This is a genomic window from Pseudomonas sp. S8 (assembly GCF_050473925.1).
Classification (GTDB): domain Bacteria; phylum Pseudomonadota; class Gammaproteobacteria; order Pseudomonadales; family Pseudomonadaceae; genus Aquipseudomonas; species Aquipseudomonas parakoreensis.
This window is the reverse complement of the sequence record NZ_JBFDVZ010000016.1, coordinates 4,467,924-4,479,472: the sequence shown is the minus strand read 5'-3', so window position 1 is coordinate 4,479,472 and position 11,549 is coordinate 4,467,924. Positions and strand designations below refer to the sequence as shown.

12 protein-coding genes are annotated in these 11,549 nt (G+C 59.0%); 8 read left to right on the top strand and 4 right to left on the bottom strand.

The window, feature by feature from the left end; translation table 11 throughout:
- The first annotated feature begins 129 nt into the window (after positions 1 to 129).
- Genes tssI through AB1J88_RS21250 form a run of 4 tightly spaced genes read left to right on the top strand, consistent with a single transcriptional unit; the run spans position 130 to position 5,193 of the window.
- Positions 130 to 3,471, top strand: coding sequence for a type VI secretion system tip protein TssI/VgrG (tssI, locus tag AB1J88_RS21265; RefSeq protein ID WP_430290003.1), 3,342 nt, complete (start codon positions 130 to 132; stop codon positions 3,469 to 3,471).
- Positions 3,464 to 4,135: a DUF2931 family protein gene (locus AB1J88_RS21260; RefSeq protein ID WP_430290002.1), complete on the top strand. Its 672-nt coding sequence runs from the start codon at positions 3,464 to 3,466 to the stop codon at positions 4,133 to 4,135. The genes tssI and AB1J88_RS21260 overlap by 8 nt, the downstream gene beginning before the upstream one ends.
- Positions 4,122 to 4,823 carry a DUF2931 family protein gene (locus tag AB1J88_RS21255; RefSeq protein ID WP_430291910.1) on the top strand — a complete coding sequence of 234 codons (702 nt, stop codon included), beginning with the start codon at positions 4,122 to 4,124 and terminating at the stop codon, positions 4,821 to 4,823. The genes AB1J88_RS21260 and AB1J88_RS21255 overlap by 14 nt, the downstream gene beginning before the upstream one ends.
- Positions 4,824 to 4,836: 13 nt before the next feature.
- Positions 4,837 to 5,193 (top strand): hypothetical protein, encoded by a 357-nt coding sequence (locus AB1J88_RS21250; protein ID WP_430290000.1) that lies wholly within the window; start codon positions 4,837 to 4,839, stop codon positions 5,191 to 5,193.
- Positions 5,194 to 5,289: 96 nt separating this feature from the next.
- On the opposite strand, the gene AB1J88_RS21245 is transcribed toward AB1J88_RS21250, so the two are convergent.
- The 3 genes from AB1J88_RS21245 to AB1J88_RS21235 all read right to left on the bottom strand — a co-directional run bounded on the left by AB1J88_RS21245 (position 5,290) and on the right by AB1J88_RS21235 (position 7,092).
- On the bottom strand, positions 5,290 to 5,565 hold the full coding sequence (locus tag AB1J88_RS21245) for an HU family DNA-binding protein (protein WP_003213368.1): 276 nt from the start codon (positions 5,563 to 5,565) through the stop codon (positions 5,290 to 5,292).
- 190 nt (positions 5,566 to 5,755) lie between these two features.
- The gene (locus tag AB1J88_RS21240) at positions 5,756 to 6,904 is read right to left on the bottom strand and encodes an NAD(P)/FAD-dependent oxidoreductase (protein ID WP_222017569.1); all 1,149 of its coding nucleotides are present in this window, start codon (positions 6,902 to 6,904) and stop codon (positions 5,756 to 5,758) included.
- Between the two features lie 20 nt (positions 6,905 to 6,924).
- A complete protein-coding gene (locus AB1J88_RS21235) occupies positions 6,925 to 7,092 on the bottom strand; it encodes a rubredoxin (RefSeq protein WP_086792472.1) in 168 nt (55 codons plus the stop codon).
- Positions 7,093 to 7,292: 200 nt separating this feature from the next.
- Between AB1J88_RS21235 and AB1J88_RS21230 the strand changes: the two genes are divergently transcribed.
- Positions 7,293 to 7,853 (top strand): chorismate--pyruvate lyase family protein, encoded by a 561-nt coding sequence (locus tag AB1J88_RS21230; protein ID WP_108184231.1) that lies wholly within the window; start codon positions 7,293 to 7,295, stop codon positions 7,851 to 7,853.
- Positions 7,853 to 8,743, top strand: coding sequence for a 4-hydroxybenzoate octaprenyltransferase (gene ubiA / locus AB1J88_RS21225; RefSeq protein WP_108184232.1), 891 nt, complete (start codon positions 7,853 to 7,855; stop codon positions 8,741 to 8,743). The genes AB1J88_RS21230 and ubiA overlap by 1 nt, the downstream gene beginning before the upstream one ends.
- 123 nt (positions 8,744 to 8,866) lie before the next feature.
- On the opposite strand, the gene AB1J88_RS21220 is transcribed toward ubiA, so the two are convergent.
- Positions 8,867 to 9,244 carry a COG4315 family predicted lipoprotein gene (locus AB1J88_RS21220; RefSeq protein WP_041071626.1) on the bottom strand — a complete coding sequence of 126 codons (378 nt, stop codon included), beginning with the start codon at positions 9,242 to 9,244 and terminating at the stop codon, positions 8,867 to 8,869.
- A gap of 151 nt (positions 9,245 to 9,395) precedes the next feature.
- Between AB1J88_RS21220 and phoB the strand changes: the two genes are divergently transcribed.
- Together phoB and phoR are read left to right on the top strand one after the other, a co-directional pair.
- On the top strand, positions 9,396 to 10,085 hold the full coding sequence (gene phoB, locus AB1J88_RS21215) for a phosphate regulon transcriptional regulator PhoB (protein ID WP_003229608.1): 690 nt from the start codon (positions 9,396 to 9,398) through the stop codon (positions 10,083 to 10,085).
- A 74-nt stretch (positions 10,086 to 10,159) separates the two neighbouring features.
- Positions 10,160 to 11,446, top strand: coding sequence for a phosphate regulon sensor histidine kinase PhoR (gene phoR, locus AB1J88_RS21210; RefSeq protein WP_217436730.1), 1,287 nt, complete (start codon positions 10,160 to 10,162; stop codon positions 11,444 to 11,446).
- Positions 11,447 to 11,549 lie beyond the last annotated feature (103 nt).

The window sequence follows — 11,549 nt, the reverse complement described above, 5'->3', positions numbered from 1 at the left end:
AAATGTCAGAGATACTTCTTACATCAATTTATTTCCTGCGTCGCTAGCGTGTCTTGGCAAATTCTTTTCGCGTGGCGATCAGGGAGGATCGAACACCGCGCATCGACTCACTATGCCAAGGACAAGCGTATGTTCAGTACGGGCAGCTGCGCGCCTTTCTCCCTGCACATTCCCGGCGTTCGTCATGACTTCGAGGTGCTCGCATTTGATGGTGAAGAAGCCATCAGCCGCCTGTACGCGTTCCGGGTCGAGCTGGTCAGCGAACGTGCAGATATCGATCTGGAAAGCCTGCTCAGTCAGCCGGCTTTTCTGCAATTCGGGTTCAACAACGAAGGGATTCACGGGCGCATTGAAGATGTACGGGTGGGTGAAAGCGGAAAACGCCTGACCCTCTATGAGCTGACGCTGGTGCCTGCGTTGCATTATCTGCAGTTCAGTCATGACCAACGGATTTTTCAGCAGCGTACGGTGCCGCAGATCATCGCGCAGGTGCTCAAAAGGCATGGCATTCAAGGTGATGCTTTTACCTTTCATGTCGCCTCGAATCCGCCACGCGACTATTGCACTCAGTACGCGGAAAGCGACTTTGAGTTCATACAGCGCCTGTGCGCCGAGGACGGAATCGCTTGGCATCACCAGCATTCAGCGGATGGCCACCTGCTGGTGTTCACCGATGACCAGGTGTTTCTCCCCACGTTGGCTGCGATGCCGTATCTGCAGGAATCCGGCATGGTGGCCGAGCATCAGGTGGTCAGCCGATTCAGTGTGCGCAACAGTACGCGCACCAGCACCGTCACTCGTCGTGACTACGACCTGAAACGCCCGAGCCTGTTGCTTGAAGCCCGCTTCACTGCCGGCTTCACTCCAGCACTGGAGGACTACCGTTATCCGTTATTGATTGAAAACGACAGGCGCGGCAAGCAAGTTGCCCGGCAAGCGCTGGAGCGCCACCGTAGTGATTACGAACGGGGCGACGGCGAAAGCGATCAGACGAGTCTGCGTAGCGGCCACTTGTTTGAGCTGAACGGACACCCGCGCAAACAGTGCAACGATCTGTGGCTGCTGCTCAGCGTTACTCACGAAGGCCGCCAGCCGCAAGTGCTTGAGGAGACCGGCACCGGCAACGTCGAACCCGCCGATGGTTTTACCCAAGGCTACCGCAATCGCTTTAGCGTGATTCCTGGCGAGGTGGTATTCAGGCCTGCACTGCCGCCGCCACGCCGTCCGCTGGTGACTCAGACCGCACGGGTTACCGGCCCCGAAGGCGAAGAGATTTATTGCGATGAGTTCGGTCGCGTGAAGATCGAATTTCCCTGGGAACGCAAAGAACTCAACAGTGAGCGCAGCAGTTGTTGGGTACGCGTAGCGAGCAGTTGGGCCGGCGATCATTTTGGCGCAGTGACCATTCCGCGGGTTGGCATGGAAGTCGTGGTGTCCTTTTTGGAGGGCGACCCGGACAAACCACTGATCACCGGTTGTGTGTCCAACAGAGTTACCGCGCCACCCTACTCGTTACCCGATCACAAGACCCGAACTGTCTTGCGCAGCGAAAGCTCGCCGCGCAATGGCGGTTACAACGAACTGTCGATCGAGGATCGTGCCGGGCAAGAGCTCATCCATGTGCGCGCACAGCGCGACATGGCGCAAAAAATCGGCAACAGCTTTCAACTGGAAGTGGGCAACGAGCGCCGCGAAACCATCAATGGCAACAGTTACACCCGTGCCGGAAGGTCTCTCGACATCGAGGCCGGCCAGCAAGTGCTGCTCAAGGCTGGCGCCAGTGTGGTGCTGGATGCCGGCGCCAGCATCACGCTGAAGGCTGGCGGCCATCACCTCGTGATCGATAGCGGTGGCATTTTCAGCAGCACTGAAATCGAAACAGGCCATAAGCCGCAAGACAGTGAAGCGCCCCCTCTGCTGCTGCCTGGACTGGATGGCGCATTACCCGTTGCGCCAGCGGTACACGAACGTGCAGAGGCAGAGCTCGAGGAAGAGGAGGAAGAAGTCGACCTGGAGGATGAGACGCCGGGGGGAATAACTTTGCGTATCGGGGTGTTTTTCGATGGCACGGGGAACAACAAGGCCAACAGCGAGACGGTCGCAGCGTGTTACGCCCCGGACGCCAATCTTGCGGAGGCGGCTGCAGAGATCCAGCAGCACTGCGCCACCTACGGTTACGACGGTGATGGAAACTCGCCGGATAACAGTTATGGGAATGATGTGAGCAATATTGCGAGGTTGTATGAGCTTTACACCGACGACACTTACAAGCTTTTACCAGTGTCCGCAAAAAACGCATCGATCGCGGTTTACATAGAAGGCGTCGGCACCAAAAGCAATGACGCCGACTCTCTCTACTCACAAGCAACAGGTAGAGGTGAAACAGGCGTAGTCGCTCGTGTAGAGCAAAGTCCGACAGTTATCAGGCAACAAATACGGCAGCTGATTGAACGGAACCCAGCATTGGTAATTCAGCGAATCAAATTCGATATTTTCGGTTTCAGCCGAGGAGCCGCAGCAGCCAGACACTTTGCAAATGAAGTGCTTAAGGGTAATGAGGGGCTACTCGCCAAGTCGCTTTCCAGCGGCTTGGTTGAAGGCTTCAACTGGCGATTCAAGGTCGATACGGAGATCAACTTCATTGGGCTTTTTGACACCGTTGCAGCAATCGCCAACCCATGGCTGCTCGATTTTACCGGCGCCAACAGTAGAAACCCCGGCCTCGAATTGAAGCTGCCTGATGGTTGCGCCAACAAAATAGTCCATCTGGTTGCCCGTGATGAATATCGCGAGAACTTCGCACTCAACAGCCTGGGCGACATCGATCTGGTCTTGCCCGGCGCTCACTCGGATCTGGGCGGCGGCTATTTGCCTAAAGCCAAGGAAAAACTTCTGCTGAGCAACCCGCTCACCAGCACTATCAGCCGAGACAAGGACGCGACCCGCAGTGCAGCCTATGCTGCTGCCGAAAAAGAAACCTATGCCTGGTATGCAAAAGGCGTCATCGAAGAGGACACCACGGGCAGTCATTTACACGTTGCACTTTGGGAAAGAGCCGTGACTCAACCAACGGAAAAAGGCGGATACAGGCAGGATCCCCAGAAGCGGGTTTACGCGGCGGCCAGCATTGAGCGACCAGTACACGGGGAGCTGTCTCTGGTGTATCTGCGCATCATGCGTGAGCTGGCGGTCAGACATGGAGTCCCATTCGAGGAGATTGACGAAAATGAGCCAAGACTGTCCTTGCCGGCGGAATTGATCCCGATTCATGCCAAGCTTGAAGCTTATGCGCTTGGAAAATCATCTGTCGAAGGCCTGACCATCAAAGAAAGGGAATTGTTACGTAGGCGCTATATCCATCTTTCCGCTCACTGGAATGCAGCCAAGGGCTTGAACAGCAGCGACATGAACATCGTTTTCATCAACCGCCCGGCCAAGAGCAACCCACGAGTGGTGCACCCCCATGAATGACTTCACTCGACGTCTCGGCAAAACAATATGTTTCCTGCTTGGCACATTTTTGGCTGGCTGTGTACAAGATGTCTCCCATGCTGCAGAGAAGCAGCCTTGGTTCCTTGGCTTTGGAGCACCAGACTATATGGAGGTCTGGATAGAAACAGCCGACGTGGTGGATATCCGGGAGCGAGTGTTCCAGCGTGCCGGATCGGGTATTGCATCAGTACAGAATCCCGTGGAGCACAAGGGCAACCCCGCAGGTTGGCCAGAAAACCCTGGAAGCGGAAAAGGCAAGTATGTAACGGGTGCCGACCTGCCCCGCTTGGTCTACGTACGCTGGCAATCTCTGGCCGAACCTCAGACTTATGAAGCCTATATCGTCATCCCCGAATCAGCCCGGGAAATCATGCGCAAACCGGAAAAAGCGTTCTGCAACTTTGGCTCGGAGTGGGTTACTGAATCGCGTAAAAACCTGGTAATTGGGCTGGCACCCGGCGGCATTGCCAAAGTATGGCTCACTGGAACATGCCTCAAGGCAATCGAGATTGCCCGGATCGCAGGCACCGTGAATAAAAAGGGTCCATACCAAAGAAAAAATGAAGGCCGCTATGCGCTGCCTCTTGAGCCGGAGTCCAGGGCCTACGTGGAAAAATTTGGAATTCCTTATGGCTCTTGGTAAGGACAGCCCGGTGATCACGCCGAGAAGCTCGCCCCTTGGAATCAAGAAACTCACAAGCCTGTTTACAGGCCTTCTGCTGGCGGTTTGCACTCAAACTCATGCTCAAGCGAAAGACAAACTGCCCTGGTTCCTTGGCTTTGGAGCACCGGACTACATGGAGGTCTGGATTGAAACTGCCGATGTGGTGGATATCCAAGAAAGAGTGTTCCGGCGGGCAGGATCAGGCATTGCTTCAGTACAGAGGCCTGACGATCAAAAAGGCAACCCCGCTGGCTGGCCGGACAACCCCGGCAGCGGCAAAGGCAAATATGTAACCGGCGCCGATTTACCTCGCCTGATCTACGTGCGATGGCAGTCACTGGCCGAACCCCAAACCTACGAGGCGTACATCGTAATTCCCGAATCTGCACGGGAAATCATGCGCAAACCCGAAAAAGCGTACTGCAGGTTTGGCTCAGAGTGGATCACCGAATCCCGTGACAATATGGGTATCGGTCTGGCCCCCGGCGGCATTGTAAAGGTTTGGCTAGGGGGAGCCTGTTTGAAGTCGGTCGAAATTGCCCGCGTACAAGGAACCATCAACCCCAAAGGCCCCTACGAAGGTAAATCCGGCGGTAAACATCGACCTCTTTCTGATGCCTCAAAAACCTACATCGAAAAATTCGGCATCCCCTTCGGGAGCTGGTAAGGAGCTTTACCTCATGGAATTGAAACCCCTGCTTTTCGCAGCACTGCTGTCGCTACCCATCTCTCAAGCCTCCGCAGATACCCCACCACTGGACGGTCATTACTATCTGACCGGCGCAATGGAAATGGGCGCCGAATTGCTGCTGCGCAAGGACGGCACGTTTGACGCAGGCGTGGCATATGGCAGCGCAGACGGCTTTGCCAAAGGCACCTGGCAGGTGCAGAACAACACCGTGACGCTGAAGAGCGAAACCAAACCGGCCTCGAACAGCGATTTGTCCGGCCTGTTTCAGGATCTGCAACTGGCAATCGAGCCGAACTGTCTGGCCGTGGATTTCGGCAACGGCAAGGCCTGTTTCCGACGTCAGTAAACCGATTTACAGCCACAAAAAATGGGCACCCGACCGCAATCGGTGTGCCCATTTTTTATTGCAGTTCTCCCCGCTTCTCAGGGAGTTCGCCGCAATTTAAGGATTGACGCTGTCTTTCAACGACTTGCCTGGCTTGAATGCAACAGTGTTGCTGGCCTTGATTTTCACCGGTTCACCGGTTTGCGGGTTCTTGCCGGTGCGGGCGCCGCGGTGGCGTTGCAGGAAGGTGCCGAAGCCCACCAGCGTGACGCTGTCCTTGCGGTGCAGAGCGCCGGTGATTTCTTCGAGGACGGCGTTGAGAACGCGGTTGGCCTGTTCTTTGGTCAGATCCGCTTTTTCAGCGATTGCAGCGGCGAGTTCTGGTTTACGCATTAGTGAAGCCCCTTTGACGGTTTTTTGTTGTTATGTCCGTGCTGTTCTCGTTGGAACAGCGCCCAAGGCGCCGCAGGCTCTACTCTGCGGCAGACGGGAGTGAGAATGGCACGCGGATACCGGCGGCGCCAGTCTCCCCGCGACCTTTGTAGGGGCAAAAGCGGGGTGATTCCGACAGAACGACCGGTATTTACGCCAGCAGGGCCGGAAGCTGTTTGTTCAGAGCAAGTTTTTCCATCACTGCCGCGCCGGTCAGCGCGTAACCGAGCAACTGACCCTCGGCGCTGTGGCACAGGGCCTTGATGTCGGCGCCCTGCCCTTCGACGGTCCAGACGCCTTCGCTGCCCCGTGGCGGTGGCGAAACGACCAACGGGCATACCGGGGTTTTCACCGTGATCGGCATCGCGCCGTAGCTCACGGCCGTCGGATTGCCGGCCAGGGTTTGTGCCAGCGCACGCGCACAGCTCATGAGGGGCATCACGTACAACAGATTCAGCCCATCGACCTCGGCGCAGTCGCCCAGGGCGTAAATATTGGCGTGGGACGTTTTCAAATAACGGTCGACGACAACGCCGCGATTGACCTGCACCCCGGCAGCCGCCGCCAGATCGATGCGCGGACGCAGGCCGATGGCCGACACCACCACATCGCAGGCAATCACCTGACCGTCGGACAGATGCGCTTCCAGCCCGTCCGCGACTTTTTGCAGGCGGGTGAGCACCGGGCCAAGGTGAAAACGCGCGCCCAGGCTTTCCAGCCCGGCCTGCACGGCGGCCGCAGCGGCCGGGTGCAGCAGCATTGGCATCACTTGCTCGCACGGCGCCACCAGTTGCACCTCGTAGCCGCCGAGGATCAGGTCGTTGGCGAATTCGCAGCCGATCAGGCCCGCTCCCAGCAGCAACACGCGGCGCTTGCCCGCAGCGGCGGCACGAAAGCGTGCGTAGTCTTCGAGATCGTTGATCGGGAATACCAGTTCGGCGCCGTCGCCTTCGATCGGCACCCGCACGGTTTCCGCGCCCCAGGCGAGGATCAGGTCGCGGTAGTACACCGCTTCTTCGCCGATCCACAGACGCTTGTGGCCGGCGTCGATGCCGCTGATGCGCGTGTGGGTGCGCACTTCGGCCTTCAATTGCTCGGCCATGGCGCCGGGTTCGGCCATGCTCAGGCCATCGGCGTCCTTGTTCTTGCCGAAACCGGTGGAGAGCATCGGTTTGGAGTAAGAGCGCCCGTCGTCGGCGGTAATCAGCAGCAGCGGGGTTTCGCCATCGAGTTTGCGAAACTCCCGGGCCAGGTTGTAACCCGCGAGCCCGGTGCCGACGATTACGACAGGTGCGTTCATGCCTTACTCCTTGGTTTTTCTCAGTTGATTTCGATCATTTCGAAGTCCGACTTGCCCACTCCGCAATCCGGGCACAGCCAGTCTTCCGGCACGTCCTGCCACAGGGTGCCTGGCGCGATGCCGTCATCCGGCCAACCTTCGGCTTCGTTGTAGATCAGGCCGCAGACGATGCATTGCCACTTTTTCATTCAGGTACTTCCTCAGGATTCAGGCTTTGGTCGGCGCGGACGGTCGATGGTGGTTGCGCTGCCGTCCGGCTCAGGGCGTTTTGTACTGAGGGTGCCGGGCAGATGCAAGCCTGTTCGGCGCAACGGCGACCCGGATCCATCAAATTCGCAGCACGCCATGTTAAGCTCGCCGCCTCATTTGCGGCCAATAATGACTCATTGTGCACCATTCAAATGCCTGCCCGGCCCCGCTCTGGCTGACTCAAAGCCGACTGACGCCCCTTCCCGATTCGTTGACCCTGAACTGGTTGTTCGACGAAGGCTCGCTGACCCGCCGCCTGACGCGGCTGTCGAATGACGGCTTCAGTGTCACGCCGCTGTTCGAAGGCTGGGACACTTTGCGCAGCGACGAATGCGCGGCGCTGGATCTGGCCGAAGGCAGCGAAGGCTGGGTGCGCGAGGTGTATCTGCGCGGTCACGGCGAGGCCTGGGTGTTCGCCCGCAGCGTGGCGTCACGCGCCGCCCTGCAAGGCGACGGCTTGCACATGGACGAACTGGGCAGCCGCTCGCTGGGCGAACTGCTGTTTTGCGACCACGCTTTCCAGCGCCGCGCCATCGAGGTCTGCCACTACCCGCAGGACTGGCTGCCGTCAGAATGCCGCGCGCCGGAACTGTGGGGCCGCCGCTCGCGCTTCGACCGTGGCGCCCTGAGCGTGCTGGTGGCGGAGATTTTCCTGCCGACGCTGTGGAGCACCGCCCGCGCCCATCCGGAGAACAGCTGATGTACCAGAGCCTGCTCAAGTCCCTGAACCGCTTGAACCCGCGCGCCTGGGATTTCATTCAGCTGACGCGCATGGACAAGCCGATCGGCATTTACCTGCTGCTGTGGCCGACGCTATGGGCGCTATGGATTGCCGGTAAGGGCTCGCCCTCGCTGGCCAATATCGTGATTTTTGTCCTCGGCGTGGTACTGACCCGCGCCGGGGGTTGCGTGATCAACGACTGGGCGGATCGCAAGGTTGATGGCCACGTCAAACGCACCGCGCAACGACCGCTGGCCAGCGGCAAGATCAGTTCGAAAGAGGCGCTGGTGTTCTTCGCGCTGCTGATGGGCGTGAGCTTCCTGCTGGTGCTGTGCACCAATGCGCCGACCATCTGGCTGTCGCTGGGCGGCCTGGCGCTGGCGTTCACCTATCCGTTCATGAAGCGCTACACCTATTACCCGCAAGTGGTGCTCGGCGCGGCGTTCTCGTGGGGCATGCCGATGGCGTTCACCGCCGAAACCGGCGAACTGCCTGCCGCCGCGTGGCTGCTGTGGATCGCCAATCTGTTGTGGACGGTGGGTTACGACACCTATTACGCGATGACTGACCGTGATGACGACCTGAAGATCGGCGTGAAATCCACGGCGATTCTGTTTGGTGATGCGGATCGGGTAATCATCCTGACCCTGCAGGCGCTGTCATTGGGCTGTCTGCTGCTGGCCGGGTCGAAGTTCGAGCTGGGGACGTGGTTCCATCTCGGCCTGCTGGTGGCCGCGGGCTGTTATGCGTGGGAGTTCTGGTACACCCGCGATCGCGACCGCATGCGTTGCTTCAAGGCGTTCTTGCACAACCATTGGGCCGGATTGGCGATTTTTGTCGGGATCGTGCTGGATTACGCGTTGCGCTGATCCACAAAAACCTGTGGAAGCGAGCCTGCTCGCGAAGGCGTCGTGTCAGTCAGCCAATGTGTTAACTGACACACTGCTTTCGCGAGCAGGCGCGCTCCCACAGGGATGTAGTTGCTGCAGGAATCAGTGTTTAGGCATGTGCCACATGTCCTTGAACCCTTCCCCCTTCATGTCGCCCGGTTTTTCATCCATTTTGAAGGTGTAAAGCGGCTTGCCGTCATATGCCCACTGCATGGTGCCGTCATCACGCTTGATGGGGGTGAATTTGCCTTCAGCCTTGGCACCCGCCGGCGCCATCATCGGCGGCCAGTTCTTCGCGCAATCGCCGTTGCACATCGATTTACCGCCCGTGTCCTTGTCGAAGGTGTACACGGTCATGCCTTTGTGATCGGTCATCATGCCGTCTTTCATCATGACCGGGTCAGCGGCGAACGCCATCGACGGTAATGCAACGGCAGCAGCCATCAGCAGGGCTTTGAAAGAAGCAGTCATTTGAGTCATGGAAACCTTCTTTTGTGGTTGTCAGGATTCGGACTTAGAGCTTAGCCCAGGATCACGCCAACCGCCGGGCGACTAAAATACTGTCACACGACTGCAATAATTCCGTTATCTAATGCGGCGCAAGACAGTTAAATGACAAGAGGATTAAGGCATGGTTGGCAGGAGCATTCTGATCGTCGACGACGAAGCGCCCATTCGCGAAATGATCGCCGTTGCGTTGGAAATGGCCGGCTATGACTGCCTCGAGGCGGAGAACTCGCAGCAGGCACACGCCATCATCGTTGACCGCAAACCGGACCTGATCCTGCTCGACTGGATGCTGCCCGGCACCTCCGGCATCGAACTGGCCCGCCGCCTCAAGCGTGACGAGCTGACCGGAGATATCCCGATCATCATGCTCACCGCCAAGGGCGAAGAGGACAACAAGATCCAGGGGCTTGAAGTCGGCGCCGACGACTACATCACCAAACCGTTTTCTCCACGCGAACTGGTCGCCCGCCTCAAGGCTGTGCTGCGCCGCGCCGGCCCGACCGATGGCGAAGCGCCGATCGAAGTCGGCGGCCTGCTGCTCGACCCGATCAGCCACCGCGTGACCATCGACGGCCGTCCGGCCGAGATGGGCCCGACCGAATACCGTCTGCTGCAATTCTTCATGACCCACCAGGAACGCGCCTACACGCGCGGGCAGTTGCTGGATCAGGTTTGGGGCGGCAACGTCTATGTTGAAGAGCGCACCGTCGACGTGCACATCCGGCGCCTGCGCAAGGCCCTCGGCGATGCCTACGAAAATCTGGTACAAACCGTGCGCGGCACCGGCTACCGGTTTTCCACCAAGGCCTGATCCGACCGCCAGACTCGCTGACAAGGACCGTATTTTCCGTGAATCAAAACTGGCATGGCACCCTGATTCGCCACATGCTGTTGCTGGTCACCGCCTGCCTGGTGATCGGCTTGATCAGCGGCTATTACGGCTGGAGCCTCGCTGCAGGCCTGGGCCTGTATCTGGCCTGGACGCTCAAGCAACTGCTGCGCCTGCACGAATGGCTGCGTCTGCACCAACCCGATGAAGCACCGCCCGATGGCTATGGCCTGTGGGGCGAGGTCTTCGACAGCATCTACCACCTGCAACGCCGCGACCAACGGGTACGCGGGCGCCTGCAAGCGGTGATCGACCGGGTGCAGGAGTCCACCGCCGCGCTCAAAGATGCAGTGATCATGCTCGACAGCGACGGCAACCTGGAATGGTGGAACCGCGCCGCCGAAACCCTGCTCGGCCTCAAGACCCCGCAGGACAGCGGCCAACCGGTGACCAACCTGGTGCGCCATCCGCGCTTCAAGGAATACTTCGAGCAGGACAGCTACGCCGAACCGCTGGAAATCCCTTCGCCGACCAATGATCGTGTGCGCATTCAGCTGTACCTCACGCGTTACGGCAACAACGAGCATCTGATGCTGGTGCGCGATGTCACGCGCATCCATCAACTGGAACAGATGCGCAAAGACTTCATCGCCAACGTCTCCCACGAACTGCGCACGCCGCTGACGGTGATCTGCGGCTACCTGGAAACCCTGCTCGACAATGTCGAGGAAGTGAACCCGCGCTGGAGCCGCGCCCTGCAGCAGATGCAGCAACAGGGCGGACGCATGCAGACGCTGCTCAACGACCTGCTGTTGCTGGCGAAACTGGAAGCCACCGATTACCCGTCGGACAATCAGCCGGTGCAGATCGACACCCTGCTGCAATCGATCAAGAGCGACGCCCAGCAGTTGTCCGGGCAGAAAAACCAGAAAATCACCCTCGAAGCCGACGGCAAGATCCTGCTCAAGGGCAGCGAGGCGGAACTGCGCAGCGCCTTCTCCAACCTGGTGTTCAACGCCGTGAAGTACACCCCGGCCGAGGGCAACATCCGCATTCGCTGGTGGGGCGACGAGCAAGGCGCGCACCTGAGCGTGCAGGACTCCGGGATCGGCATCGACAGCAAGCACCTGCCGCGCCTGACCGAACGCTTCTACCGTGTCGACTCCAGTCGCAACTCCAACACCGGCGGCACCGGGCTGGGCCTGGCAATCGTCAAACACGTGTTGCTGCGCCACCGCGCACGGATGGAGATCAGCAGCGTGCCTGGTCATGGCAGCACGTTCACCTGCCACTTCGCCCCGGCCCAGGTGGCCCAGGCACGGGCCATCAGCGCCGCCGAGTGATACCGGCCAGCACGCGCCACTAGGCAATCGCCAAGTCAGCCGCTACATTGGCTGACTTGCGTCTGCCTTTCAGGCGCGATTTTTTCTCTCTTACGAATCACAC

Excerpts from the sequence above, each read along its gene's own strand:
- tssI (WP_430290003.1), top strand. The coding sequence starts at position 130 with ATGTTCAGTACGGGCAGCTGCGCGCCTTTCTCCCTGCACATTCCCGGC.
- AB1J88_RS21260 (WP_430290002.1), top strand. The coding sequence starts at position 3,464 with ATGAATGACTTCACTCGACGTCTCGGCAAAACAATATGTTTCCTGCTT.
- AB1J88_RS21255 (WP_430291910.1), top strand. The coding sequence starts at position 4,122 with ATGGCTCTTGGTAAGGACAGCCCGGTGATCACGCCGAGAAGCTCGCCC.
- AB1J88_RS21250 (WP_430290000.1), top strand. The coding sequence starts at position 4,837 with ATGGAATTGAAACCCCTGCTTTTCGCAGCACTGCTGTCGCTACCCATC.
- AB1J88_RS21245 (WP_003213368.1), bottom strand. The coding sequence starts at position 5,565 with ATGCGTAAACCAGAACTCGCCGCTGCAATCGCTGAAAAAGCGGATCTG.
- AB1J88_RS21240 (WP_222017569.1), bottom strand. The coding sequence starts at position 6,904 with ATGAACGCACCTGTCGTAATCGTCGGCACCGGGCTCGCGGGTTACAAC.
- AB1J88_RS21235 (WP_086792472.1), bottom strand. The coding sequence starts at position 7,092 with ATGAAAAAGTGGCAATGCATCGTCTGCGGCCTGATCTACAACGAAGCC.
- ubiA (WP_108184232.1), top strand. The coding sequence starts at position 7,853 with ATGTACCAGAGCCTGCTCAAGTCCCTGAACCGCTTGAACCCGCGCGCC.
- AB1J88_RS21220 (WP_041071626.1), bottom strand. The coding sequence starts at position 9,244 with ATGACTCAAATGACTGCTTCTTTCAAAGCCCTGCTGATGGCTGCTGCC.
- phoB (WP_003229608.1), top strand. The coding sequence starts at position 9,396 with ATGGTTGGCAGGAGCATTCTGATCGTCGACGACGAAGCGCCCATTCGC.
- phoR (WP_217436730.1), top strand. The coding sequence starts at position 10,160 with ATGCTGTTGCTGGTCACCGCCTGCCTGGTGATCGGCTTGATCAGCGGC.